Raw genomic sequence first — 25,471 nt, forward strand, 5'->3', positions numbered from 1 at the left:
TCACCATGGCCCGGCTCACCACGACACAACAACGACGCACACAGAAACCACGAGCCGATCCAGTCTCGTGGTTCGTCATGAATGCCGAAACAAACTCGTGTATTGTTTCCTGAGGGTTCGGGGACCCTGCGTGACGGATTCCGTCCGCAGAAACCATCGACACGTGAAGGACCGACGCATGAGCACTACCGCCGCACTGGACGTCGACCGTATCCGGCAGATCCTCGCCACCCACGGCAAGCTCCCGGTGGCGGTCGATGCCGTGGCCGACGACGACGATCTGTACGACGCAGGCCTCACCTCGCACGCCAGCGTGAACGTCATGATCGCCCTCGAGGACGAGTTCGACGTCGAGTTCCCGGACGAGCTGCTGCAGAAGGCCACGTTCGCTTCCATCACCGCCATCGCCGACGCGCTCGCGACGCTGGAGCAGTAGGCCCGTGACCACCCTCGAACGCCCCACGCACGCGCTGTCCGTCGACGACGTCGTCGCCGTGGCCGCCCAGCACGCCGACGCCGTCGACCGTGACGCCCGCTTCCCCGCCGAATCCGTGGCGGCCATGCGCGCCGCGGGTCTGCTCTCCGCGTCGATCCCGGCCTCGCTGGGCGGCGGCGGGTACTCGCTGACCGACCTCGCACGCGTCGCACGCGCGCTCGGCGGCGCTTGCGCCTCGACCGCCATGATCTTCGCGATGCACCACACGCAGGTGATGAGCCTGTCGCGCCACGGGCTGTCCTCGCCCGCCCTCAGGGACCTGCTAGGGCGCATCGTGAGCGAGCAGTTGCTGGTCGCGTCGGCCACCACCGAGATCAACATCGGCGGCGACGTGCGGACCAGCGGCTGCGCCGTGGAGTACGACGGCGACCGGTACCGCCTCACCAAGAACGCGCCGGTGATCTCGTACGGCGAGTACGCCGACGTCGTCCTGGTCACGGCCCGTCGCTCCGTCGACAGCGCCCCCAGCGACCAGGTGCTCGTCGCCGCGCTGCGGGAGGACCTCACGCTGGAGAAGACCGGGACCTGGGACACCATGGGCTTCCGCGGCACCTGCAGCCCCGGCTTCATGCTGCACGCGACGGGGTCCGCCGAGCACGTGGTGCCGGCCCCCTACGCGGACATCTCGGCGCAGTCCATGCTGCCGTCCGCACACGTCCTGTGGGGCGGCGCGTGGACGGGCATCGCCGACGCCGCGGTGCGCAAGGCTCGGACGTCGGTGCAGAAGGCGGCCCGCAAGACGCCGGGCGTCACGCCGCCGGCCGCGGCTCGTCTGGCCGAGCTCATGGTGGTGCACCAGCAGTTGCACGACACCGTGCACACCGCCGCGACCACGTTCGACGCCCATGCCGACGACGCCCGGTTCCTCGGGTCCATCGGATTCGCTTTGTCGATCAACTCGGTCAAGGTCACGGCGTCGAACCTGCTCATCGACATCGTCGCCCGCGCGCTGCTGATCTGCGGCATCGCCGGCTACCGCGAGGACAGCGAGCTACGGATGAGCCGCCACCTCCGCGACTCCCACGGCTCGGCCATCATGGTGAGCAACGAGCGGATCCTCGCCCACAACGCCCAGCTCACGCTGGTGCACAAGGGCGTGCCGGGCGGGGGTCTCTGACATGACCTCCACCCTCGACAGGGATACGCGCACGGATCTGTCCGACCTCGATCTCGCCCGTGCCGAGTTCCGCGATCAGCTGGTCGACGCCGGCCTGCTGGTCCGCAGCTCGCTCGACGGCCTCTACGGACGCTCCGGGGTGTTCGAGGACGTCATCGACGTCATCGACACCGCCGTCCGCGCCGCCGGCCGTGAGGCCCACGGCAGCTCGGCACAGCGCTTCCGGTTCCCGCCCGTCTTCCCGCGCGAGTCCTTCGAGAAGACGGACTACATCGCGTCGTTCCCCAACCTCACCGGGGCCATCACCACCTTTACCGGCGACAACCGCGCCCATGCGGAGTTGCTCGCGGCACGGTCGGCCGGGGAGGACTGGGATCACTTCCTCGGCTCCGCCGGCACCATGCTGGTGTCCGCCGCCTGCCACCCGGCGTACTCCATGCTCACCGGTGATCTGCCCGCCGGCGGGACCACGCTGGACGTGTACGGCTACTGCTTCCGGCACGAGCCCGCAGTGGATCCGGCTCGCATGCAGGCGTTCCGGATGCACGAGTTCGTTCAGGTCGGCACCCCCGATCAGGCCGTGGAGCACCGCGAGTCGTGGATCGAGCGCGGGCAGTCCGTCCTCGATCACCTCGGCCTCGAGGCCACACCGGTGATCGCCAACGACCCGTTCTTCGGACGGGCCGGGCGCATGCTGGCGGCCAACCAGCGCAACGACAACCTCAAGACCGAGCTGGTGGTGCGGCTCTACGGCGACCTCGACGAGGGCACCGCCGTGGTCTCGTGCAACTGCCACCGCGAGCACTTCGGCCACACCTTCGACATCCGCACCGCGGACGGCGAGGAAGCCCACAGCGCGTGCGTCGGATTCGGCATGGAGCGCATCGCCCTGGCCATGTTCCGTACCCACGGCCTCGACGTCACTCGCTGGCCCAGCGCGCTCAGGCCGGCCTGATCGTTCCTCGCGTCAGGCTGTTCAGCGCCCGGACTTGCCCTCGCGGCGCGGTGGCACGTCCGGTGGGCTCGAGGGTCACGGTGTGCGGAACACCCGGCGCCAGGTGGAACCAGTTGTCCGACGGTCGGAACCCGTCCACGTCGACGCACACGTACTGAGCGGCCGACTCGGCCGCCACCTCGAGAACCCATGTGCCGTCGTCGGCGGGCTCCACGCCGGCCGTCAGCCCTACCGAATCCTGCACGGGCAGTGCGGGTCCGCCGATCAGCGTCACCGAGCGCGCCAGGACGGCGCCGTCCTGCACCAGGTCCACCACCACGGCGTCCACCGCGCGGGGGCCGAAGCGATGTGCGTGCGTCGCGTCGGTGAAGCGGCCCAGCACCGCATCCACGGTCGTACTCGCATGTCCGTGGCCCGGTAGGTCCACCGGCCACGTCCCGTCGGCGACCACGCTCCCCGTTCGACTCACGGCCCGCACGGTCACGGCGGCGCGGAGTGGATCGGCCCCGTCGTGGACGGCGTGGACGGCGAGCCCGTCCATCCCCTCGTCGGACACCAGCACGGTGGTGGGCGCATGGACCCGCGCCATCGCGTACCACGGAGCCTTGACCTCACCGTCGGAATCCGTGAAACCCCATCCCGCGCCGGGCATGAGGTCCCGCAGCGTGAGCACCAGTGCCCCGCCGCACTCGGAGTCCGGACGCCGCCAGTGCCCCAGCACCGCCGAGGTCGCCTCGCACACCGCGGCGCGGCCGTAGTCGAGGTACCGCTCCGGATCGTCGCGACGCACCAGGGACGGCTCGACGCCGAACAGCGTGCGCACGTAGTGGTCTCGCACGTCCTCGAAGTCCCACGACGATCCCCGGTCCCGCGGCACCGCGGCCTTCCATCGGGGATCGTGCCCGGCGGGGTGGGCCGAGCCGAATCGCGCGTCCACCGAGCGACGTTCGGGCGGGACCGCGAAGGCGAGCGACTCGGCCGCGAACCGCACTCCGGCCGTGCGCACGTCGGACAGCGGCCGGAGGTACCCGCCGACCCCGAACCAGTGCGCGACGCCCGCGCGGCCGTGCGTGGCCAGGTCCCCACCGGACGGCGACGACGGGACGTACGCCAGATCGGGGTACGACGACGCCAGCAGGTCCGGTATGACGCTGTCCAGCAGCGGAATACGGGCATCGTCGGCGGCGAGACCGAGCATCGTCGGCTGCTGGTAGGTCTCGCTCCCCCCGCTGACGACGACGGTGGCCGGCCCGGACGCCGCGAGAGCCGCGCGAATCTCCGCGACCACCTGCGCGGTGACGACGTCGTCGTCCGGCGGGTCGACGGTGGCGAGCATGACGTCCTGCCAGACCATGATGCCGCGCTCGGCGCACCGCGCGTGGAAGTCCGGCGTCTCGTAGACCATGGTGCCCGTCAGGCGGATCAGGTTGCCGCCGGACGCGATCACGTCGTCCAGCGCGGCGTCGAGGGCGGTCGGATCGGTCCGCAGCGAGACGGGGTCCAGCGGAACCCAGCATCCACCACGCGCGTACACGGGAATGTCGTTGAGACGGAGGGGTTCCCCCGGCCGGGACGGATCGACGTCGACCGAGCGGAATCCGACCGCCGCCGCGATACGGGTGCCGGCGGACTCGAGAACCACGTCGTGGAGCGCGGGACGGCCGTGCGTGTGCGGCCACCAACGTTCGCGCTCTCCGACGTCGACCACGGCGTCGACCGATCCGGAGCCGTCCACGGCCACCGGGTAGCTGTCGCCTCCGATCGAGACCGTCACGTCGGAGTCCGCGCGTCCCGTCACGTGAATCTCGCAGCGGCCGTGCGTCACTCGGCCGCGCACCTGCAGGTCCGGACTGGCCGGGACCACGCGGACATCACGGAACGGGCCCACCGGCACCGGCGCACCGGCGAAGACGGGGGCCCGACCGAGCATCGTGGTCCGCACCCACCGCAGCCCCTGCTGCGCGATCATCGACGAGCGCCACCGTCCGCGGGGTCGTCGACGCAGGTGAGGGGACAGCGCGCGGCAGCACACCGCCACCGCGACGGTCCGGCCGGCCAGGTCGGCGAGGTCGACCACGACGGGGACGAACATCGAGGTGCTCGACGCACGCAGCACGCCGTCCACCCAGACCTCGGACACGGTGGCGAGCCCGTCGAACACGAGCCGCCCGGGGACGTCGGGCACGGTCAGCGTGGTCTCGAACCACCAGTCGGCGCCGTCGAGGTCGTCGGTGCCGAGATCGTTGCCGTCGGATATCTGGCGACCCGCGTCCCGGAGCGCCTCGGCGACCGTCCCCGGCACCCGCGCCGGGATGCGCTCCGCCTCCGGGCCGGGTGGTGCGTCGGCCGCACCGGCGTCCGTGCGGCAGACGGTCCAGTCCGCCGCCACCGGCCCGTACCCGGTGGTCACAGCGCGGCGCGCAGGATGTCGACGGCCTGCTGCCACTTCACGGCCATGGCGTCCAACGGCTCTCGCGGATCGACGGCCCGCCCGCGGGCCGCACGAGCCATCCGGAACTGCACCGACTTCGCGCCCGTCGCGACCTCACGGAACGGTTCGGCGGCCGCGCCGGCGCCCTGGACGCCGCGACCCTCGAGGTACGCCGCCACGTCGGCTGCGAGCTCGGCCGTGGCCCCGCACTGCCGCAGCGTGCCGAACGACCACAGATGGAACGCGTCGGGACCCGACTCGCGAATCCACTCCACGTCGTCGACCACCCGCTGCGCGAGGCCCGCCACCGGGTTGTCCGTGCCGGCCCGTCGCAGATGCGTCCGGGCGACGTCCAGGTCGCGGTCGTCCTCGGTCGGGTCCACCCGAAGAACTCCGCCCTCCAGCGTGATGCGTTCGAGGTACGGCGGGAGCGCGACGGCCCCGTCCGGAACCTCCAGGCCGAGAACGCGATCGAAATCGTCCCCGGACAGCCGGAACAGGCCGGCGTTGTGGAAGTAGTCCATCTCCCGCGCGGCCCGGTCGATCCGGGTGGGCACCACCGTGGTCTTGGTGTGCTGCAGTCCGTACGACACCCCGGCGGTGTCCGGAAGGTGGAACGCGTCCACCTCCACGGTGCTGGCGACGCCGTCCTCGATGTTCTCGATCAGGTGCTCCGCGAACGGCTTCCACACGTTCATCTCGTTCACCTCGATGCCGTGCAGGCGCCGCAGATCCTCCGGCTGGTACTTCACGAAGTCCCACTGCCGACCGTCGAACCCGGCGCCGAGGACGAACGACGCGGCCGGCACCGGATCCACACCCGACGCGTGCAACACCTCGATCCATAGATCGACGTAGCAATTGGTCTCCGACCAGATGCGGTCCGTCGTGTGCACGGCGTGCGGGCGGTACGTGCCCGGGTCGAGACCGTCCAGGAGGGGGGTCGTGGTCTGCACCTTCGTGTCCTCGTTCCTCTGTCGAACCGTTGGTCGTGTCCCCCGACACCGTGTGTGCGCCGATCCCGCGAGGGATCGGCCGGATTCAGTTGGCCGTACCGAGCCGGGACCCGATGTCGTCGCCCCAGCTGTCCGGGAACCCGTCCCCGTCGGCGTCCTCGTCGCTCGCCGCCGTGGTGGGAGCCACCGACGTTCCCCGCGGGTCGGTCGCCACGGTGGCGGTGGGCGGTGCGGCGGGTCCGGCGCCGTCCGGTCCGTCCATCGGCGTGGCCGTCCCCAGGTACGCCCAGGCGGCGGCACCGGCCGCGACGATGATCAACGCCACCACGAGGACGGCGGTCCACAGGCGGCGGCGCTGCGGGCCGGGCGGTGGGTCGTCGAGCAGGTCCCAGTCCGCGTCGTCCTGCACGGGCGCGGTCTCGACCGCCGAGTACGCGAACGACCGGGAGTCCCGACGGTCGGGCTCTTCGTGCGCGCGGGGCTCGGGACCGGCACCTGGCACAGCAGCATCGGGAGCGGCGGGCCGATCGACGGCAGGTGCCGGGGTCTCGACCGCCGGGACGTCGGGTTCCAGGGAGGGTTCCGGGGAGGGTTCCGGCGAGGACTCGGGGGAGGCCTCGACCACCCGCCCGGCCGGCACGGCGTTGGCGGCCGCCGCCACCTCCGGCAGGATCGGCGCCAGCCGCTCCTCGACCACCGCCCGCACGAGCGGCACGGCCGCCCCGCCGCCGGTGAGCACCACGGCCTCTGTGGCCCGACCGACGTCGCGCACCAGGGCGGCGACCCGATCGACGAGGTCCTCCAGCGACGGCCGGAGAGCGTCCTCGAAATCGGCGCGGGTGATCAGGGTGACCGGCCCGTCCGGACCGGACGCCGGGGTCCGGGCCGCGGTGGACGTCGACAGCGATTCCTTCACCGACCGGCAGAACGTGAGGATCTCCGGCGACTCGCGGTCGCCGTCACGGGGGCCGAGGATGCCCTGCGCACGCAGATGGTCGAGCACGATCAGGTCGCACGCGTCGCCGCTCGGCGACGGCCACCGCACCTCGTCGACCACCCGGTCCTCGTCGACCCCCACGACGGTCACGCCGGTCCCGGTTCGCCCGAAGTCGAGCACCACCACGGTCGCGCACCCGGTCCGCACCGGAGCAGCAGCACGGAAGTCGGCACCGCCGACGGCGCCACGAGAGTCACGAGCGTCGTCACGCACCGACGCGGCGACCGGCGCACCGACCGTCTCTCGCATCAGCGCGACTCCACTCGCGTTGTCATCTCTCACAACTCTCCCGGACGGACACCCACCGGCGGATCGGCAAACCGGTCCTCGTGAGCGTTATGGCGGACAAAAGAATCTTCCGGTATGTTAAAGCCAGCAATAGGGTACTGCGCCGTCGTTTCCAGTCACAAACACGACCGGATCACACCTTACTGCCTGGTAGTGCGATGCGCGACCGGGTGGGACGGCATCGGCAGCGCAGCCGATACCCCGGACGTACTGCTCCGAGCGGGGCCGGAGCAGAAGTCGACGGACGGGGGCGACCACATTGCCGGCATCGCCCGCATCGGACTGGTTCGCGAGCGGGAACCAGGCACCTTCTGGTTCCACCTCACAGAAACAGCGGTGCGGACGGACACGCCGTGTGCACCCCCACCGGGGCACGCACACCCACGAGAGGGAAAGGCTATGGACCCCGATGACACCCGCATCCGTGACGGCCACTTCGACGGTGCAGGTCCACATGACCGGCGCCGAGTGGTTCGCCACCACTCCGGGCGGGCTCAACCGGTACTTCACCGACCTGTTCCAGGCCCTGCACGCCCGGCCGGACACCCGCGTCAGCGCGTCGGCCTTCGGGAGCGCGGCCGCTGGTGGGCACTCGTGGGGGCCCAGCTCCGGCTCCACGGTGGCTCGCGTGTGGACCTCGCTCCGCGATGACCGCGGACTGAGTTCCTCCACCGTCGTCGATCGTCACTTCAGCCTGTTCGGCCGCCCGGCTCTGGGTCGCCGGGGCCGGCTGCCCTCGGTCGCGCACTTCCACGGTCCGTGGGCCGCGGAGAGCGCCGCCTCCGGCGAGAGTCCCGCCGCGGTCCGCGCCAAGTACTGGGTGGAGCGGCTGCGTTTCCTGGACATCGATCGATTCGTCGTCCTCTCCGAGCACTCCGCCCGGCTGTTGCGGACCGACTACGGCGTCGACGCCGACCGCATCCGCGTCATCGCACCCGGCGTCGACCTCGCGCGCTTCACCGTCCCGGCCGAGCGCGGGTCCGACCGCCCGACCGTGCTGTGCGTGCGTCGACTCGAGAACCGCATGGGCATCGACCGCCTGATCGCGGCCTGGCCGGCGGTGGCGTCGGCCCATCCCGACGCCCGGCTGCTCGTCGTCGGCGAGGGCACGCAGGAGGGTGCGCTGCGCGCGCTCGCCGCGAGCTCGCCGGCGTCGTCGTCCATCGAGTTCCTCGGTCGCGTCGACGACGCGCGGCTGCGCAACCTCTACGCCGCGGCCACCGTGTCGGTGGTCCCGACGGTCGCGCTCGAGGGCTTCGGGCTGATCGCCCTGGAATCGTGCGCCGTCGGGTGCCCGCCCGTGGTCACCGACTGCGGCGGCCTGCCGGACGCCGTCGCCGGTCTGGACCCCTCGCTGATCGTTCCGGCCGGGGACAGCGACGCGCTCGCGGCCCGCCTCATCACCGCTCTCGACGGTGTCGTGCCCGGCGCCGAGGCATGCCGCGCCCACGCGGAACGCTTCTCCTGGGACTCCGCCGCGGCCGAGCACGTCGAGTTGTATCGGGAGGTGGCGTCGTGACCCGGGCCCTGTTCCTCGCCCACACCGCCGCCCCGTCGGGCGCCGAGATCGCCCTGCACCGTCTGGTCCGGTCGATGCGTGACACCGACGTCACCGTGGCGTTCACCGAGTACGGCCCCATGGTCGAGCGCGTCCGGGCCGACGGTATTGACACCGTCGTCGTCGACGGATCGTTCGACAGCCGCACGGTGACCATCGGCGGCCTCTCCCCGGCGCGGGTGCTCCGCGGCGTCACCGGACTGGTCCGGTTGGGCTGGGAGGTCGGCGGCCTCGCGCGGGGGCGCGGCGCCGACGTGCTCGTCGCCGAATCCACCAAGGCCCTGCTCATGGGCACCGTCGCGTCACGACGTGCCGGCATCCCGTTGGTGTGGCATTCGCACGATCGCATCTCGGCCGAGTACTTCGGCACCGTGCTCTCCGCCGTCCTGCGTCTGCTGGGCCGGGTGGTCTGTGCCGGCTTCGTCGCCAACAGCGTGTCGACGCTCGACTCGCTGCCCGCGCGTCACCGCCCGTCGGTGGTCGCCTACCCGGGCATCGACCCGACGGGCCGCAGCCCGCTGCGCCGCGCGCAGGCCGAGCCCGACCGCACGGTGCTGTGCCTCGTGGCGCGCCTGACGCCGTGGAAGGGACACGTGGTGCTGCTCGACGCGCTCGCGCGGATGACGACGCGCCCCGAGCGGGTCTACCTCGTCGGCGGCACGTTCTTCGGTGAGGAGCCGTACCGCGCGGACCTCGAGGAGCGCGCGGCCACACTCGACGTCCCCGTCGTCTTCACCGGGCACGTCGACGATCCCACCGAGTACATGCGCCGGTCCGACGTCCTGGTGCACTGCACCCTCACCGCGGAGCCCTTCGGCCAGGTGATCGTCGAGGGCATGCTGGCCGGCTGCGCCGTCGTGGCGTCGGGACCGGGCGGACCCGCCGAGATCGTGCGCGACGGGGTCGACGGCCTGCTCGTGCCCTCGGGTGACCCGGCCGTCCTCGCCGCGGCGTTGGATCGCCTCGTCGCGGACCGTGGTCTGCGCACGCGGCTCGCCGAGGCCGCACCGGCCCGCGCCGCCGAGTTCGACGTGGCCGAATCCGCCCGTGCCGTCGAGGATTTCCTCGCCCGCATCGTCGGTCGGCCCGCGCCGGTGCGCGCGCTGCCCGGGTCGGAGTCGCAGTCGGAGGGAGAATCCCGTGTGGGATGACGCCACCGACCGCATCGACCTGACGGGACGTACCGAGCCCGGCGCGCCCGAGACACGGCGTCGGCGCCTGCGGGTTCCGCCGCGCCTCGCGGCGATCCGCGACATCGCGTTCGTCAGCTTCGGGAAGTACGGGCAGTACCTGGTCACCATCGTCACGCTGCCGCTGACCGCCCGCATCCTCGGCACCGAGGGCCTGGGCCTGCTCGCCATCGGCATGTCGGCCTACTTCATCGGCGCGCTGCTGGTGGACATGGGCATCACGACGTTCCTGGCCGCGATGATGAACTCCGAGAACGTCAATCGGCTCCGCGGCAACTACCTGGCCCTGCGCGCCGGGGTGCTGAGCACGATGGGCGTCGCGCTCGCGCTGGGCATGCTGGTCGACGCCCACGTCCACCTCCACATGGTGCTGCTCGGACTGTTCGCGGGCGGCGTCTCGTCGTTCGGCGACGACTGGGTTCTGGTGGCGGAGGCCAGGTTCGGCATCGGCGTCGTGTACCAGTCCATCGGCCGCGTCCTCTACCTGGTGCTGCTGGTCGGTCTGCTCCCGCACTTCCCCAGCGCGTCGGTGGCCATGCTGTGCCTCCTGCTCTCGACGCTGGTGAACGTGGTGCTCACTTGGCGCCTGACGCTCACCGAGCACGGTCTGCCGTCGCGGCCCGACGGGGTGGTCGCCATGGTGAGAATGGGTGCGCCCGTGCTCACGTCGCGTCTGCTCATCACCAGCTACGGTCAGGGCGCGGCCAGCTTCTACTCGGTCGCACTCACCGCGGCGTCCCTCGGACTGTTCTCCGCCAGCGACCGGTTGGTGCGGGCGTTCCAGTCGCTGCTCGACGCCATCGGTTACGGGCTGCTGCCCCGGCTGGCGCGGGGACGCGAGGACCACTTCTGGGGCAACGCGTTCCGCGGGCTCGGCGCCACCGTCGCCCTCGCCGCGGGCGTCTCGGTGGTCCTGTGGATCGCCGCCCCGTGGGTCATTCCGCTGATCTTCGGCGCCGAGTTCACCGGCGCCGTCGAGATCATGCGCGTGCAGGCGTTCATCCTGCCCTTCACCGCGCTGACCTCGTTCGTCACGACGGCCGTGCTGCCGGTCCAGCAGGACACCCGCGGGACGTTGATCGGCGCCGTCGTCGGCGCGATCTTCGCGGGCGGCGCGCTGCTCGCCGCGGTGGCCACCGGGTCGGTCTGGGCGCTGGTCTTCGGCACGTTCACCTGCGAGATCGCCGTTGCCACCTGGTATCTGCTGCGCGTGCGCATGCTGCGTCGGCGCAGCGACGTCCGCCGGGACGACGCGATCACCCAGCCGCTCGTTCCGGTGCGGCTTGCCGCTCCGGGAGGTGAGCGATGAGAATCCTCTTCCTCGGTGACGACTGGGTGGGCAGCAACGCACGCTCGATGGCCGACGGGTTCCGCGAGGCGGGTCACGACGTCCTGGTGATCGACACGACCCCCGTCGCCCTCCCCGGTCGACTCACCCCGCCGTGGGTCTACGCCAAGCTCGGTCGCGGACGTGCGCCGTGGGTCCTGGCCGACCTGCACCGGCGGATCGACGCCGCGGCACGGGATTTCCGGCCCGACATGCTGTTCTGCTTCCGCACCGTGCATCTGGACCAGGATCGGCTGCTGGCCCTGCCTGCCGCCGTCCGCGTGCACTACAGCCCGGACGACGTCGCCAACCCGTACAACACCACGCCTGAGTACCTGCGGCGCGAACGGGACTGGGACCTGGTGATCACCACCAAGGAACACAACGTCCCGGAACTCGCCGAGCGCGGGGCGCGGGAGACGCTGTTCGTCCTCAGCGCCTACGACCCGGCGTGGCACCGGCCCACCGCGCGACGATCCCCGCAGGAGTTCACCGTCGGCTTCGTCGGCGCGTGCCGCCCCGACCGGCGCGACTTCGTCACCGATCTCGCCCGCATCCACGGCGCACGCATGGCCGTTCTGGGTCCCGGCTGGCGTCGTGTTCCCGCGCTGCGGGCCACCTCGGCGCACCTCGGCGGTGCGGTGTACGGCGAGGAGTTCTCCAACGCCGTCGCCTCGATCGGCGCCAACCTGGTGCTGCTGAACTCCGACAACCGCGACACCCACACGTGCCGCACCTTCGAGGTGCCGGCGGCGGGTGGACTGTTCGTCGGGGAGCGTACGCACGAGCACGCCCGGCTGCTCGACGACGGAACCGAGTGCCGCCTGTTCTCCACCCCCGAGGAGCTCGCCGAGATCCTGGCGTGGGCCGAGACGGAACCGGACAAGGCCCGGGACATGGCCGAGCGCGGCCGGGTCCGCATCGTGGCCGACGGTCACGCGTACGTCGACCGCGCCCGCGAGATCACGGCGGCGATCCGATGAGCGCCGTGACGTCCGTCGTGGTGACGGCACTCGCGCTGACGGCGCTGCTGATCGCGGGCCTGAACCTGCGCGGCGTCGCGCGCGTCTTCGTGGTGGCCCAGGTCGCGTACTGGTCACTCAGCTACGTCGCACGCCCCGTCGTGCTGCTGTGGGTGCTGCCGGAACCGCAGTTCGCCGACAGTCTCGCCGACCCGCGCCTGGCCACCATGGGCTACGACAAGGGCATCGCCGAGGTGCTGAAGCCGGTGACGTTCGGCCTGTGGTTCTACGTCGCCCTGGTGGTGGCGTACGTGCTGTGGCAGCGCTCCCGGAACGTCGTCCCCCGCTCCCCCGTCGCCCCGACCGCGGACCCGGATTTCTTCCGCGGTCTCGCCGTCGTCTACGTGATGGGTCTCGGCGGGCGCTTCGTCTCGTGGGCCACCGGCAGCGCCGGTTCGGCCGGCGAGGTCACCAGCGCCAACCCCTTCCTCGATTTCGCCGCCACAATGGCCACCGTGGGTGCGTTGGGGCTCATCGTCTTCGCCCGCCCGGCGACGTGGCAGCGCACCACGATCCTGCTCGGCTTCCTGCTGGGCATGGAGCTGGTCTGGACGGTGATCGTGGAGTCCAAGACGCCCGTCATGGGTGCGGCCCTCGCGGTCGCGGTGCGGTTCGCCTTCATCGGCTGGACCCGCCGGACCGTGCTCGGCGTCGCCGGCATCTCGGTCACGGCCATCGGCGCGTTCGGCCTCCTGCAAGCGCTCAAGGTCGATCCGGAGACCGAGGCCATCAGTGCGCTCGCCGAGGCGAGCTATCCCCCTGTGGTGCAGCCGTTCCTGCCGATCCTGCGCCGGTTCGACCTGCTCGAGGCGGCCACCGACGCGTACTTCATGAACGGGCGGGAGTGGATCTCGCACCTCGACGTCGCGCGCAACGCCGTCCTCAACTTCATTCCGTCGCAGATCCTGGGGGCGGAGAAGTTCCAATCCGGAACCGCCTGGGCACAACAGGTTCGCGGCTCCTCGGTCGACATGCGGACCGTCTCGGTCTCGCTCGCCGAGGGCAACATCAGCGAGGGTTTCGTCCTCGGCGGTTACGCCGGGGTGGCGGTCTCCATGACCTTCACCTTCGTCATGGTGCTGATCACCGTGCGCATACTCACCGCGCGCCACTTCGTCCCGGTGGTGCTCGGGCTGACGCTCATCGAGTACCCGGTGCTCTTCGAGCGCGGAATCCTCGGCACCACCGAATCTCTCGGCAAGTCTCTCCAACTCGCGATCCTGGTCTGGATCGTGACGCTCGTGGTCGGGGAGTACGGCAGACAGTCGCGGGCGATACCGCCGCCCACGACCTTCGACTACCCCGACATCGACAGTCGACGTAAAGGATCGCCATCATGGGTCTGAACGATTACTTCGAGATCGCCAAGCGGCGCTGGATGATCATCCTCGCGTGCGTCGTCGCCGGGATCGTTGCCGGCGCGGTGTACACCTCGTCGCTCACCTACTCGTACACCGCGCAGAGCCGCATGTACGTCACCATGGCGACCGGGACATCGGTGTCCGACTCGTACCAGGGCGGAATGGCTGCGCAGCAACGCATCACGTCCTACGTCGACCTCGTCACCAGTGACCGCGTCATGAACGACGTCATCACCGAGCTCTCGCTCGACACCACGGCCGCCGAGCTCGCCTCGCGCACCACCGCGACGTTCGCACCGGCCACGGTCATCATGACCGTCGACGTCTCCGCCGACACCCCGGACCAGGCGCGCGTGATCAACGATCTCGTCGTCGCCAAGTTCCGGGACCTGGTCGGCGAGCTCGAGAGCACGCAGGTGGGCGCCGCCCCCGCCGCCAAGGTGACGGTGATCGACCCCGCCACCACGCCGTCGGCGTCCGCCGGCCCCGCACCCACCAAGAACCTCGCGGCCGGCACGATGGTCGGCCTCCTCCTCGGCTGCGGACTCGCGTACCTGCGCGACCGGCTGGACAAGCGCATTCGCACCACCGGCCAGGTCGCCGCGCTGAGCACCACGCACTTCCTGGGCGGTGTCGAGGCGTCGTCGCGCACCACCGACACCCGTCGCGTCGCACTGCGTCTCGACGGCGTGCTCGCCGAGGCCTCGCCGCGCGTCGTCGTGTTCGTCGGGTCGACGGCCGCGTCGTCCCGGTCGCGCCAGTCGACCGCGTCCGACACGGTGCTCCCCGTCGCCCGCGCGCTGGCGGTGCTCGGCAAGTCGACGCTCATGGTCGACGCCGCCACCTCCGGCCGCGGCATCTCCTCCCGCATGCGTCCGGCCACGATGCCGGGCGTGGCGGACCTGGCGCATCAGCGTCGGTCGGCGAGCGAGCTGACCCGACCGACGCAGGTCGGCGATCTGCGGGTTCTGCCGCTCGGCCAGGTGGACGACGACACCGCCACGTTCCTCGTGTCCGCACGCTTCGCGACGATCCTGCAGGAACTCGGCCGCGAGCACGACTACGTGCTCGTCGACGCCACCGGGACCACCGACGGCACCGACGCCCTCGCCCTCGCCGCGCACGCCGACCACACCGTCGTGGTCGTCGAGGCCGGCACCACCACGGTGGCGGACCTCGAGGAGGTCCTCACCGAGCTGACCGACATCGGCGCATCCGTGGCCGGCACGATCCTGGTGCCGCATCGCCCGGCGAGCTTCTCGCCCGCCCTGCTCCGTCGCCGCGGCCAGGACGCCGCCGCCGACACGCTCACCCCGGCGGCGGCCGCCCCCGCGCCCACCCCTGCCCCGGCCACACGGCGGCCCACTCCCCGCCGCGACGAGGCACAGAACGAGGCCCGTCCGTACCAGGACCCCACCGAGCCGTACGACGACCGTCAGGGTCACGACGGCCGTCGGGGCTACGACGCCGGCTACGACGAGCACCGGGGCTACGACGAGCACCGGGGCCACGACGACCACGGGCAGTACGACGACCACGGGCAGTACGACGACTACCGGGGTCACGACGGTCGCGAGACCTACAGTGCGGCCGGGTCGCCGGCCGACGCCGTGACCGACCGCCTCACCGTGGTCGAGCACCACGACGCCACGGCGCGGGACGAGCACGCCGACCGCGAGGATGCCCCCGCAGTCGACGACGCGGACACGTCGGCGACCGAGGATGTCCCGGAGGCCGAGGGCGCGGACTCGACGGCGGAGTCGACCGAGCCCGACGTCGCGTCGACGGAGTCGTCCGACACGGAGTCGTCCGACACGGAGCTGTCCGATACCGCGTCGACGGGCACCGGGACCGACGAGTCGCCGGGGGTCGAGGAGTCGGCACCCACCCGCGTGGCGCCGAAGAAGACCGCACCGTCGTCCTCGGCGCTGCGCCGAATGCGCTCGCGCGGTGCCGGTTCCGGCCGCAACCCGTCGTCGGAGGATTCTGCATCCGAGTCCGGGAACGGCGACGAGGATGCGTCCCCGTTCGCCGGGGCGCGCAACGGCCGGGTGCACCGACCGTCGAGCCTGCGTCGTCACACGGACTGATCCACCCGCCCACATTCACCCGCCCCTCAGACGCTCGGCACCGAAGGAGTTCTGCCCGATGACCACGTCCCCGACCTGGTTCGGATCGACGGACCGCCCCCTGTTCGGGGTGGTACACCTGCCGGACGGCGGACGCGCCCGAGCGGGTGTGCTGCTGTGCCCACCGATGGGCAAGGAGCACGTGGACACCTACCGCGGGATGAAGTTCCTCGCGCAGGAGCTGACGGCGGCGGGATTCGCGGTGCTGCGGTTCGACTATGCGGGCGTGGGTGATTCGTCGGGCGAGCAGGACGCCTCGGATGCGCTCGCGGGCTGGACCGCGAGCATCGCCGAGGGCGTCGCGGCGCTGCGCGAGATGGGGTGCCGCACCGTCTCCGCGATCGGTCTGCGCGTGGGCGCACTGCTGCTCGATCACGCCGCCGCCGATCTCGGGCCGCTGCACACGGTGGTGCTGTGGGATCCGACCCCGCGTGGGCGGGGCTACGTGCGTGAGCAGCAGGCGCTCTATCGGCTGGGCGTCGGGTCGGACACGGATCCGGCACCGAGCGACGGCGCCGAGCTGCACACGCTGGGACAGACCCTGTCCCGCGAGGCGGCGGCCGAGCTGTCCGCCCTGAACCTCACCCTGTCCGCCCCGACCGTCGGCACCTGGATCGCCGCGCTGCGTGAGGGCGGCGCCGCGGCGCGCCTGTCCGCCACTCTCGAGGCGGCCGACGCCCGCACGATCGACGTGGGCCCGATGGCCGATTTCGTCTCGCCCGCCAGCTTTCTGGTGCCCGTCCCTGCCGATGCGGTCCGCACGATCGTCGGCGCGGTCGACGACGCACACGACGGCCTGGCGGCCGACCCGGTGTCGTTCACCCCGCGTCGATCGGCGACGATCCGCACCGGCGGCGGCCACGTGACCGAGACCATCGACGCGCTCGGTGAGTACGGGCTGTTCGCCATCAGGACCACGCCGACCACTCCCGAGGACGGGCCGGCCGGGCGCGACGCCGACGCCACGGTGGTGTTCTGCGCGACGGCCAACGACACGCGCATCGGGCCGGCGCGGCTCTGGGTCGAGTCCGCCCGTCGCGCAGCGCTGTCCGGCCGCAGCGCCCTCCGATACGACCGGCGCGGCGCCGGGGAGACCGGCCCGGTGACGGCGCGCGAACACACCCCGATCTACTCGCCCGAGGGTGCCGACGACGTCGTGACCGCGGCGCGGGAGGCACACGCCGACTCGCGTCGAGTGGTGTTGTCCGGCATCTGTTCCGGGTCGTGGAACGCCGCCTACGCGGCGTCGCGCACGGGCGCGGCCTCGGTGGTGCTGGTGAACGCCATCGGCTACAGCTGGCGCCAGAAGAAGTCCGCGGTCGGCGCGGTGGATCCGGCGACGATGGGTGTGCCGCGCACGGACCCGGAGTGGCAGAAGACGCCGCGGGCACGCATCAAAGCCGCTCTGCAGAAGCATCTTCCGTACCGGGCGTGGCTGTTGCTGGGACGGCGGGGCATCACCCAGGTGCCCGAGGTCCTGCTGCGCACCCTGGCCGAGCGCGGGGTGCAGACCACGGTGGTGCTCGCCCCGGCGGACCACCGTTGGTTCGTCGATCAGCGCGGGACGGAAGGGCTCCGCCGGATCGCCCGCACGGGCCGTGCGCCGTCCGTCGTCGAGGTCGGCGTCGGCGATCACTCGGGGTTCCACCACACGTTCCGCGCCGCGGTGACCGACGCCGTGCTCGGCGCGCTGTCGGTGACCGAGGATCACCGGGACGGGGCGCTCAGCGCATGACGTCCTCCGGTTTGGACCGCCGACGACTGCTGCTCGGTGGTCTCGGCGCAGCATCTCTGCCCCTCGTGGCCGCGGCCTGCTCGCGTGACGACGACGCCCCGACGACCGAATTCGCCAACGCCCCGATCGGCGACGCTCCGGCCGCCCGGAACGTCCGCGACTTCGGCGCGACCGGCGACGGGACCACGGACGACACCGCCGCGATCGCGAGGGCTTTCGAGGGCCTCGACCGTCCGACGGCGGTGTATCTGCCGACGGGGACGTACCGCGTCACGTCCTGGCCGACGATGCCGGACTACGCCACCCTCTCGGGAGACGGCGCCGACGTCACGACCGTGCTGTACGAGCAGAACGGCACTCTGATCGAGCTGCGGGACAAGCAGCGAGTGAACTTCCGGCGGCTCGGGTTCTTCCTGACCGGCCCGACGGCCACCGGCATCGTGTTGGCCGGCTGCTTCCGTTGTTCGTTCGATTCGGTGACCGTGCGGGGCAATCACTCGTCGTCGACGTTCCCGCAGTTCGTCGAGCAACGCGGAATCGTGCTGTCCGACAACACGGGTGGGACCACGTTCACCAACTGCGACATCAACAACTTCGGAGTCGGCCTCACCACCCGGACCATTCAGAACTACGTCACGGCGTCGAAGTTCACCAGCAACCGCGTCGGCGTGCTCGGCACCGGCGGCGACTTCACCGCAGGGCTCGCGCTCACCAATGTGGAGTTCGTCTCGGACAACAACCGGGACACCACCGACAAGCACCTGCTGGTGGACGGTCCGGCCAACGACTGTTGGCTCATCAACGTCTGGTTCGAGGGGTCGGACGTCGCGGTGTCGGTCGGGGCGCCGGACGTCGGCGGCCCGTCGCAGTTCGGCATGGTCAACTGCAAGGTCGCGGCGCGGACCACGTGCATCGAACTGCGCTACTGCCGACAGCCGTACCTGGCCAACGTCATTCTCGATCCGGACCCGGACAGCACGCCGGCCGAGCTGGTGATCGACCCGGTGCACACCCCGACCGGCACGGCGATCAACCTGATCTCCGGGTCCGACGACGACGTCGACTTCTCGGCGTTCCCACCCGACTGGACGGTAATCGGCCGCGGCGCCGCCGCGGGTGCGACGTACACCGGCACCGTCGTCGCCCGGGCCACGGGCGACGACGATCTGCTGCGCACCGAACGGGACGGACGCACCACCGCGGTCGTCCGTCCCGACGGCACCTGGGTCTCCGACGATCCCGGAGCCGGTGTGGTGCTCAAGGATTCGGACGGCGGGTACTGGCGACTCGTCGTCGGGACCGACGGGGCGCTGCGCACCGACTCGCTCGGCCGGACCCGACCGTAGTGGGCTCCGCCCCCGTGCGCCTTTTGCACATCCCTGGATGCGCGAAAGGCGCACGGGTCAGATGACCCCGAGGTTCTGCCCCGACACCTGTCCGGAGTTGGAGATGGTGAGCCGCCAAGCCTTGCCGTCGGGCGAGACGACGATCGGTCCCCCGCCGGCGGACACCGTCTTGCCGCGCCCCTGGACCGACCAGCCGCGGGGGAAGGTGTTCAGCGGGAAGTCCGCACCCTGACTTGTGATCAGGTTGACGGCGGTCCCCTCCGGGACGTTGTTCGGGTCGATGCGGATCAGGCGGGGCGTCGACTGCTGGTCGGGATCGAAGGCCACGTTGGCCAGGTAGGGCTGCCGGCAGTGCATGAGGTCGAGTCCGATGGTGCGCGCGGCGACCTTGCAGTTGACCATGCCGAACTGCGACGGCCCACCCACTCCGGCTTTGCCGATCTGCAGGGCGGTGCCGGCACCTTCGAACCAGACGTTGGTGAGCCACCAGTCGTTCGCGCGGCCGTCCACGAGCAGGTGCACCGACGTCGTCTTCGGGTTGATGTCGGAGGTGAATTCGACGTTGGCGAGCGACATTCCGGACGCGAAGTTGTTTCCCGTGCCCAGCAAACTCACCCAGTTGGTGGTGAACTTGCAGTTCGCGATGTAGGACTGGATCGCGGTGGTGGACATGGCGGTGCCGTAGTTGTTGAAGTCGCAGTTGACGAACGACGTGCCGCCGGTGTTGTTGATCAACGACACCCCGCGCTGCGGGAGGAACCGCGGGTGGGTGCCCGAGGTGTGGTTTCCGCGGAAGACCACCGAGTCGAACGAGCATCGGAAGCACTGATCGAGCACCACCGCAGTGGAATTGGGGTCCAGCGAGAAGATCCCGAGGTTCTTGATGGCCACGCGCTGCTTGTTCTTCAGGGTCAGCAGCGTTCCCGACGCGGCGTGGATGATGGTCGTCAGATCCGCGCCGGCGCCGAAGACGGTGGCGTAGTTGTCGAACGCGGGAAGCGATCGCACCCGGTACTCGCCCGGCGGGAAATAGAGCGGCCGTCCCTGCTGTTGCGCCGCGGTGTACGCGGCGGCGATGGCCGCGGTGTCGTCCGCGGTGTCGTTGCCCTGCGCGTTGAACGGTGCCGCCTTGACGCTGACCCAGCCGAGCAGGGAGCCGGGATCGGTCTCACCCGCGGTCATCTCGACGGCGACCGGGTCCCGCGTCGAGCCGACCAGCGCGGCCGCTCCGACTCCTGCCGCCACTCCGCCGACGAGCAGAGACCGTCGACCCATCTTTTCCGTACGCCCCGGACCCACCATGGAACCTCCTCGCTCGCAGACGGGATGCCACGGCCCCCCGGTCACCCCGGGCACAGAAAAGCACCGGTGGGACGCCGTGCGGGTGCGACTCGCCGGAGGTGCGTGATCGAAAACACCTGTGGCACAAACAGACCGACCGCCGCGATCGACAATCCGGCCGATGCCGGACCTGCGCCCTGTTTCGAGGGGGGCGAGTCGGCGAACCGCCGAGATCGGCGCGTCCGAGGGTCAGGACGCGCCGAGCATCCAGCGGGGGCGTGTCCAGACCTGCCAGTGCTCGAGCCGCTCGAACCCGATGTGCTCGTACAGCGGCGCACCGGGGATGGACGCCAGGCACAGATCCTCGGTGGGACCGCGCGTTCCCGCGTCGATGTGCTTGACGCCGGCCACGAGCCGGGAGGCGTGCCCACGACGCTGCCGCGCCGGGTCCGTCGCGAGCGTCCACCCCACGGACGTTCCCTCCGCACGACAGAGCAGCCCGCAGCAGACCATCGACGACGTCTCGTCAGGGGCGCCTTCCCACAGCCCGCCGAAGACGACGTCGTCTCGCGCGAGGAGATCCTCGGTGAAGACGGCGCCGGCCAACTCACGGCCGAGTCCGAACGCCTCGCTCGCAAGTTCGCGGGTGCGGGGCAGGTCCGCGGGGGTGATCTCGCGCACGTCGTCCGCCGCGACGCCCGCGTTGGCGGGGCGGCGCATGAGCGGCATCGCCCGCGCGGCGACCCATCCCGCGTCGGCCATCACCTGCGCACCGGACAGGCCTTCCCCGGCGAGCATGATCAGGCCGGGCACTTCGTGGTCCGCGAGGGCCGCCATGGCCGCGGCCACCAGAACCTGCACGTCACCGCCGTGCACCAGCGCAATGTTGTAGTCGATCTGCTGCGTACCACTGAAGGCCGTCCAATGGTGCTCACCGACGTCGTGAGTCGTGACAGCCCACGGGGCGGCGGATTCGCCGAAGGCACGGCGGACGCGATGAAGATCGGACACAACGGACACCTCGACAGAGTATCGGTTCTTTCACTGGCCCAGAAACAATCGTGCGGTACGGAAACGACTCGTATATAGTTCTCCGTGACAACCGAGTCGCTCCGCAGCAGCGGGCGGTATCAGTTTCTCATCGGTCGTCGACGGGTGTCGCCGCGGGGCGCAGACAGCCGCCGTCGGGCGGTGTGCACGCACATGAGGGGACCGTCGCCGGTCCGAGGTACTTCGAAGGAGTGAGCCCCGTGACGCAGTCGGCGCCCGCACCGAGCGACGCACCCGTCGCCTCCCACGATCACCTCGTGCGGAGCTCGCTGCAGCGGGCGGGTCGGCTTCCCGTCGACGCGTGGACCATCACCGATTCCGACGACCTCTTCGACGCCGGGCTGACGTCGCACGCCAGCGTCGCCGTTCTGGTCGACCTCGAGGACTCCATCGGCGCGGAGTTCCCCGACGTGTTGCTGCGCAAGTCCACGTTCGCCTCGATCGCCACCATCCGCGCCGCACTCGCCCGGGTGCTGGAGGGTACGGACGGCACCGCCGCGTCCGTACCGGGAAGCCGTCGATGACCACGTCGCACTCCGACACCGCACCTCTCCGCCTCACCGATTCCGTCCCGGAATCCGAGCCGGACAACCTGCTGCCGCGCTTCGCCCGTCGCGCCGAGGAAGTGCAGTACCAATCCCCTCGCGCGGACGAGCGCGCGACGGCACGGCTGGGCGCCCCGGCACCGCGCACGGAGCCGGTCGACGACCACGTCGCCGAGCCGATCCCGCTGCGGCCCGGGATGTCCGCACCGCGGAGCCGCGGGTCCCGGTGGCTGGCGCTGCATCTCAACGGTGTGCTCGGCGTGCTGCTCGAGACGGCGGCCCTGGTCGTCGCCCTCGCTGCGGTGCCGTTCGCCGGCAACCGCCTTCTTCTGGCCGTCCTGGTGGTGCTCGCCGTGGTGGTCCCCCACCAGAGCCGGCAGCGCCTCACCCTCTCGGTGCTCGACGACCTGCCGCGCATGGCCACCACCGTCGCCGTGGCCACCCTGATCGCCGTGGTGATCACCGCGCCCGGAACGTCCGTCGGCGGCGCCACCGCAGTGGCCGGTGCCGTGTTGGTGGCCATGATCGTGGGCCGTCAGCTGTCCTACGTGGTCACCCGCCGCCTGCGCCGGTCCACCCGGTTCCAGCGACGCACCGTGGTGATCGGCAGCGGCCAGGTCGCGGGACGACTGGTCGAGAGCATGCAGGCCTACCCCGAGCACGGACTCGCTCCCCATGCGCTGCTGGACGATTCGCCGATGCCGGCGATCGTGGCCAGCCACATCCCGGTGGAGCCGCTGGCCAACCAACTGCGGGCCTACATCGCCGTGCGGCAGATCGACACCGTCGTCATCGCCTTCTCGGCCATGCGCGAGTCCGCACTGCTCACCCTGCTGCGCGAGTGCGACCGCATGGACTGCGAGATCTTCGTCGTTCCCCGACTGTTCGAGTTCGTGTCGGTCTCCGGCGACATGGACCGACTCCACGCCATCCCGTTGGTCCGCATCCGTCGCGACGTCCACCGGTCCCTCGCGTGGGGTGTCAAGCGGGTGGTGAGCAGCGTGCTGGCCGGCCTCGCCATGGTGACGCTCGCGCCCGTCCTCGCGCTGGTGGCGCTGGCCGTGCGACTGTCCGATCCTTCGGCGCCGGTGCTCTTCCGTCAGATCCGCGTCACCGCGGACGGTCGGGTGTTCGAGTGCCTGAAGTTCCGCTCGATGAAGCCGGCGTCGCGCGAGGAAGCCGACACCACCTGGAACATCTCGCAGGACGCGCGCATCGGACGCCTCGGCCGGTTCCTCCGCGCCACCTCGCTCGACGAGCTCCCGCAGCTGTGGAATGTGGTCAAGGGCGACATGGACCTGGTGGGCCCGCGGCCCGAGCGTCCGCACTTCGTCGACAAGTTCACCAGCGAGATCCCCGGATACAGTGCGCGCCATCGTGTTCCGGGCGGACTCACCGGCTGGGCGGCCGTGCACGGACTCCGCGGCGACACCTCGCTGCAGGACCGTGCGCTGTACGACAACTACTACATCGAGAACTGGTCCCTCTGGCTCGACGTCAAGATTCTCCTGCGCACGGTGATGGCCGTGCTTCGGCGGACCGGCGGCTGATCGACCATGACCTTTCGCCGCCTCGTGGTGGCGTTCACGGCTCTGCTCGCGGTGGTGATCGCGGCGGGATGGCCCGTGTACGTCCACCCGCAAGTCGATCCCCTCGAGCCCGCCGACGCCGTCGTCGTGCTCGGCGGGGAGCCCTACGCTCGCTTCCACTACGGCATCGACCTGGCCGAGAGCGGCCTCGCACCGGAAGTGGTGCTGTCCAATTCCGTCGGGCCGGACGACGTTCGCATGCAACAGATCTGCGACGGCGACTACTCGGTGACGGTCAGCTGCTTCCTCCCCGATCCGTACTCCACCAAGGGCGAGGCCGAGGAGATCGCCGCCCTGGCGGAGGAAAAGAACTGGCACCACGTCATCGTGGTTACCTACACCCCGCACCTGTCCCGCGCGCGCTTCATCGTGGAGCAGTGCTTCTCCGGCCGAGTCACCATGGCAGCCAATCCCACCTCGCAGAACATCGCCGAGTGGGCGTGGAGCTACGTCTATCAGACCGCCGGATACCTCAAGGCCGCACTCGACAGCGAGTGCACACCGACGCGAACGCCGTAGCAGCGGCGCCACCCATCCGGTGGCGTCGTCGGGGGGCTACGGCGCTCGCGTCGGCATCAGAAGCGCGGAAGCACCAACGGAGGCAACTGAATCGGCGGCGGCAGCTGGATCTGCGGCAGACCCGGGATCAGTGGCGCGGGTGCCGGAGCCGGCGCGGGTGCCGGAGCGGGCGCCTCGTACACCGGGCCCGAATCCTCGACGACGGGCGGTGCGACGGTGGTGGTCGGTGACGGCGGCGGGGGCGTCGTCGTCGGCCTCGTGGTCGTCGCCCGCGGCGTGGTGGTCACGGGCGTCGAGGACGACGTGACGTCGGCACCGGTGGACGCGTCGTCCACCGCCTGCGACGTGGTACCGCCGTAGCCCAGGACGAGGCCGACCGCCGCCGCGACGGCCAACCCGAGCGCGGCGAACAGCGGTGCCTTGGACCGTCGTCGATACCCGTCCGACGACGGCGCGCCGGTGTCACCGGACAGCCATGCCGGCGTCTCCGCCGCGCGTGGATCCGCGACCTCGCTGTAGGCCATGCCGCTCGACCGGGGAGCGTCCTCGGGCGCGGACTCGTCGGCGACCGGCCCGGGATCGACGGGCGGCCCCGGCCGAGGACCGACCGGCGCGGGACGGGCGTCGCCGACCGGCGCCGCGACGGTGGGAGCGTGCTCTCTCGGCGCCGCGACGGTGGGAGCGTGCTCGACCGGCGTCGCGGACAGGGCAGCGCCCTTGGCGGCCACCAGTTCCGGCTCGTCGGGCGTGATGGTTCGCAGGCCCACCCAGGAAGCGAGCGTGTCTCGCACCAACGGAATACGGGCGCCGCCGCCGACCAGGACCAGCGCGTCGACCGGACGGTCGACGCGGGCGAGGACGTCGCGGGTGAGCCGCGCGGACGATTCGATCGGGACCGTCGCCATGGCGTCGAACGCCTCGCGGGAGAGCAGGATGAGGCCGCCCATCCCGGGGACGCACACCGCGCCGTTGGTCGACAGCTGCTCCTTGGCCACGCGGCAGCGAGCCTCGAACTCCCGCTCGTCGACTCCGTCGGCACCCGGCTGCTGGCGTCCGATCTGGTTGTCACGGATGAGCGCGTCGAACAGGTTGCCGCTGACCACGAAGCTGCGCTCCGACGCCAGCACCTCGCCGGACTCGAGATCGACGACGGTGACGGACAGGCCGGAACTGCCGAGGTCGTACAACGCGACCGTCCGCAGGCCCTCCAGGTCACCGGTGGTGCGCAGGAAATTGATCGCGGCGTGGACTTCGGGCACCAACCGGTAGTTCGCGATGTGCTGGCGGGCCATGGCCTTGGCGACGGCGCCGGCCTGCGCAGCGTCGCGGTAGGCGACGCCGGTGGCCGCGATGGGGTCCGGCATGGCGGGGTCGGCCAGCACTTCACCGATGGACTGGGCTGCGAGCTGCTCGGCCGGGTCGAAGCTGGTGTCGATGACACGGTGGCGGAACCGCGCGGCCGTACCTGCGTGCACCTCGCGCACGGGGCTGGCCATGCGCACCGCACTGGTGCCCACGGACACACCGAGAACCGAGCTCATCAGCCGCCTTCGACAGTTCGCGTGCAGCGGACCGAACC

The 25,471-nt window shown here is 71.0% G+C and carries 20 protein-coding genes; 14 read left to right on the forward strand and 6 right to left on the reverse strand.

Annotation, left to right across the window (positions count from 1 at the left end; genetic code table 11):
* Window positions 1-178 precede the first annotated feature (178 nt).
* The 3 genes from A3Q40_RS15070 to A3Q40_RS15080 are packed head-to-tail and all read left to right on the forward strand — an operon-like array spanning window position 179 to window position 2,568.
* A complete protein-coding gene (locus A3Q40_RS15070) occupies window positions 179-436 on the forward strand; it encodes an acyl carrier protein (protein WP_068106353.1) in 258 nt (85 codons plus the stop codon).
* A gap of 4 nt (window positions 437-440) precedes the next feature.
* Window positions 441-1,613, forward strand: a complete 1,173-nt coding sequence (locus A3Q40_RS15075; RefSeq protein ID WP_068103355.1) for an acyl-CoA dehydrogenase family protein — start codon at window positions 441-443, stop codon at window positions 1,611-1,613.
* 1 nt (window position 1,614) lies between these two features.
* Window positions 1,615-2,568 carry an amino acid--[acyl-carrier-protein] ligase gene (locus A3Q40_RS15080; protein ID WP_068103357.1) on the forward strand — a complete coding sequence of 318 codons (954 nt, stop codon included), beginning with the start codon at window positions 1,615-1,617 and terminating at the stop codon, window positions 2,566-2,568.
* On the opposite strand, the gene A3Q40_RS15085 is transcribed toward A3Q40_RS15080, so the two are convergent.
* From A3Q40_RS15085 to A3Q40_RS15095, 3 genes are all read right to left on the reverse strand, one after another.
* Window positions 2,555-4,978: a glycosyl hydrolase 2 galactose-binding domain-containing protein gene (locus A3Q40_RS15085; protein WP_082833943.1), complete on the reverse strand. Its 2,424-nt coding sequence runs from the start codon at window positions 4,976-4,978 to the stop codon at window positions 2,555-2,557. The genes A3Q40_RS15080 and A3Q40_RS15085 overlap by 14 nt on opposite strands.
* Window positions 4,975-5,955 carry a DUF1839 family protein gene (locus A3Q40_RS15090; protein ID WP_068103359.1) on the reverse strand — a complete coding sequence of 327 codons (981 nt, stop codon included), beginning with the start codon at window positions 5,953-5,955 and terminating at the stop codon, window positions 4,975-4,977. The genes A3Q40_RS15085 and A3Q40_RS15090 overlap by 4 nt, the downstream gene beginning before the upstream one ends.
* Window positions 5,956-6,040: 85 nt before the next feature.
* Window positions 6,041-7,201 (reverse strand): hypothetical protein, encoded by a 1,161-nt coding sequence (locus tag A3Q40_RS15095; protein WP_157889609.1) that lies wholly within the window; start codon window positions 7,199-7,201, stop codon window positions 6,041-6,043.
* Between the two features lie 493 nt (window positions 7,202-7,694).
* Here A3Q40_RS15095 and A3Q40_RS15100 point away from each other — a divergent pair, with 493 nt between their 5' ends.
* The 8 genes from A3Q40_RS15100 (at window position 7,695) to A3Q40_RS15135 (ending at window position 18,908) form a co-directional block, all read left to right on the forward strand.
* Window positions 7,695-8,759 (forward strand): glycosyltransferase family 4 protein, encoded by a 1,065-nt coding sequence (locus A3Q40_RS15100; protein WP_068103363.1) that lies wholly within the window; start codon window positions 7,695-7,697, stop codon window positions 8,757-8,759.
* The gene (locus tag A3Q40_RS15105) at window positions 8,756-9,949 is read left to right on the forward strand and encodes a glycosyltransferase family 4 protein (RefSeq protein ID WP_068103364.1); all 1,194 of its coding nucleotides are present in this window, start codon (window positions 8,756-8,758) and stop codon (window positions 9,947-9,949) included. Before A3Q40_RS15100 ends, A3Q40_RS15105 begins: the two co-directional genes overlap by 4 nt.
* 67 nt (window positions 9,950-10,016) lie before the next feature.
* Complete coding sequence (locus A3Q40_RS15110) at window positions 10,017-11,297, forward strand: lipopolysaccharide biosynthesis protein (RefSeq protein WP_157889740.1); 1,281 nt, start codon at window positions 10,017-10,019, stop codon at window positions 11,295-11,297.
* Window positions 11,294-12,298, forward strand: coding sequence for a CgeB family protein (locus A3Q40_RS15115; RefSeq protein WP_068103365.1), 1,005 nt, complete (start codon window positions 11,294-11,296; stop codon window positions 12,296-12,298). Before A3Q40_RS15110 ends, A3Q40_RS15115 begins: the two co-directional genes overlap by 4 nt.
* Window positions 12,295-13,683 carry a hypothetical protein gene (locus A3Q40_RS15120; RefSeq protein ID WP_068103367.1) on the forward strand — a complete coding sequence of 463 codons (1,389 nt, stop codon included), beginning with the start codon at window positions 12,295-12,297 and terminating at the stop codon, window positions 13,681-13,683. Before A3Q40_RS15115 ends, A3Q40_RS15120 begins: the two co-directional genes overlap by 4 nt.
* Entirely contained in the window at window positions 13,674-15,788 is a 2,115-nt protein-coding gene (locus A3Q40_RS15125) for a Wzz/FepE/Etk N-terminal domain-containing protein (protein ID WP_068103369.1), read from the forward strand. The genes A3Q40_RS15120 and A3Q40_RS15125 overlap by 10 nt, the downstream gene beginning before the upstream one ends.
* Before the next feature lie 58 nt (window positions 15,789-15,846).
* Window positions 15,847-17,562 (forward strand): alpha/beta fold hydrolase, encoded by a 1,716-nt coding sequence (locus A3Q40_RS15130; RefSeq protein ID WP_068103371.1) that lies wholly within the window; start codon window positions 15,847-15,849, stop codon window positions 17,560-17,562.
* Entirely contained in the window at window positions 17,559-18,908 is a 1,350-nt protein-coding gene (locus A3Q40_RS15135; protein ID WP_068103372.1) for a glycosyl hydrolase family 28-related protein, read from the forward strand. Before A3Q40_RS15130 ends, A3Q40_RS15135 begins: the two co-directional genes overlap by 4 nt.
* Before the next feature lie 57 nt (window positions 18,909-18,965).
* Here A3Q40_RS15135 and A3Q40_RS15140 read toward each other — a convergent pair whose 3' ends face one another.
* Both A3Q40_RS15140 and A3Q40_RS15145 read right to left on the reverse strand, forming a co-directional pair.
* The gene (locus A3Q40_RS15140; protein WP_235606322.1) at window positions 18,966-20,183 is read right to left on the reverse strand and encodes a glycosyl hydrolase family 28-related protein; all 1,218 of its coding nucleotides are present in this window, start codon (window positions 20,181-20,183) and stop codon (window positions 18,966-18,968) included.
* Window positions 20,184-20,438: 255 nt separating this feature from the next.
* A complete protein-coding gene (locus tag A3Q40_RS15145) occupies window positions 20,439-21,209 on the reverse strand; it encodes a GNAT family N-acetyltransferase (protein WP_157889611.1) in 771 nt (256 codons plus the stop codon).
* Between the two features lie 230 nt (window positions 21,210-21,439).
* Between A3Q40_RS15145 and A3Q40_RS15150 the strand changes: the two genes are divergently transcribed.
* Genes A3Q40_RS15150 through A3Q40_RS15160 form a run of 3 tightly spaced genes read left to right on the forward strand, consistent with a single transcriptional unit; the run spans window position 21,440 to window position 23,892 of the window.
* Window positions 21,440-21,763, forward strand: a complete 324-nt coding sequence (locus A3Q40_RS15150; protein WP_371829424.1) for a phosphopantetheine-binding protein — start codon at window positions 21,440-21,442, stop codon at window positions 21,761-21,763.
* A complete protein-coding gene (locus A3Q40_RS15155; RefSeq protein ID WP_157889612.1) occupies window positions 21,760-23,334 on the forward strand; it encodes a sugar transferase in 1,575 nt (524 codons plus the stop codon). The genes A3Q40_RS15150 and A3Q40_RS15155 overlap by 4 nt, the downstream gene beginning before the upstream one ends.
* A 6-nt stretch (window positions 23,335-23,340) precedes the next feature.
* Window positions 23,341-23,892 carry a YdcF family protein gene (locus A3Q40_RS15160; protein ID WP_068103378.1) on the forward strand — a complete coding sequence of 184 codons (552 nt, stop codon included), beginning with the start codon at window positions 23,341-23,343 and terminating at the stop codon, window positions 23,890-23,892.
* 56 nt (window positions 23,893-23,948) lie between these two features.
* On the opposite strand, the gene A3Q40_RS15165 is transcribed toward A3Q40_RS15160, so the two are convergent.
* A complete protein-coding gene (locus A3Q40_RS15165) occupies window positions 23,949-25,433 on the reverse strand; it encodes an Hsp70 family protein (RefSeq protein WP_068103380.1) in 1,485 nt (494 codons plus the stop codon).
* Window positions 25,434-25,471 lie beyond the last annotated feature (38 nt).

The sequence above is a fragment of the Rhodococcus sp. PBTS 1 genome (assembly GCF_001620025.1).
GTDB lineage: Bacteria > Actinomycetota > Actinomycetes > Mycobacteriales > Mycobacteriaceae > Rhodococcoides > Rhodococcoides kroppenstedtii.

Excerpts from the sequence above, each read along its gene's own strand:
- A3Q40_RS15070 (WP_068106353.1), top strand. The coding sequence starts at position 179 with ATGAGCACTACCGCCGCACTGGACGTCGACCGTATCCGGCAGATCCTC.
- A3Q40_RS15080 (WP_068103357.1), top strand. The coding sequence starts at position 1,615 with ATGACCTCCACCCTCGACAGGGATACGCGCACGGATCTGTCCGACCTC.
- A3Q40_RS15095 (WP_157889609.1), bottom strand. The coding sequence starts at position 7,201 with ATGCGAGAGACGGTCGGTGCGCCGGTCGCCGCGTCGGTGCGTGACGAC.
- A3Q40_RS15100 (WP_068103363.1), top strand. The coding sequence starts at position 7,695 with ATGACCGGCGCCGAGTGGTTCGCCACCACTCCGGGCGGGCTCAACCGG.
- A3Q40_RS15115 (WP_068103365.1), top strand. The coding sequence starts at position 11,294 with ATGAGAATCCTCTTCCTCGGTGACGACTGGGTGGGCAGCAACGCACGC.
- A3Q40_RS15120 (WP_068103367.1), top strand. The coding sequence starts at position 12,295 with ATGAGCGCCGTGACGTCCGTCGTGGTGACGGCACTCGCGCTGACGGCG.
- A3Q40_RS15125 (WP_068103369.1), top strand. The coding sequence starts at position 13,674 with ATGGGTCTGAACGATTACTTCGAGATCGCCAAGCGGCGCTGGATGATC.
- A3Q40_RS15130 (WP_068103371.1), top strand. The coding sequence starts at position 15,847 with ATGACCACGTCCCCGACCTGGTTCGGATCGACGGACCGCCCCCTGTTC.
- A3Q40_RS15135 (WP_068103372.1), top strand. The coding sequence starts at position 17,559 with ATGACGTCCTCCGGTTTGGACCGCCGACGACTGCTGCTCGGTGGTCTC.
- A3Q40_RS15140 (WP_235606322.1), bottom strand. The coding sequence starts at position 20,183 with ATGGGTCGACGGTCTCTGCTCGTCGGCGGAGTGGCGGCAGGAGTCGGA.
- A3Q40_RS15155 (WP_157889612.1), top strand. The coding sequence starts at position 21,760 with ATGACCACGTCGCACTCCGACACCGCACCTCTCCGCCTCACCGATTCC.
- A3Q40_RS15160 (WP_068103378.1), top strand. The coding sequence starts at position 23,341 with ATGACCTTTCGCCGCCTCGTGGTGGCGTTCACGGCTCTGCTCGCGGTG.
- A3Q40_RS15165 (WP_068103380.1), bottom strand. The coding sequence starts at position 25,433 with ATGAGCTCGGTTCTCGGTGTGTCCGTGGGCACCAGTGCGGTGCGCATG.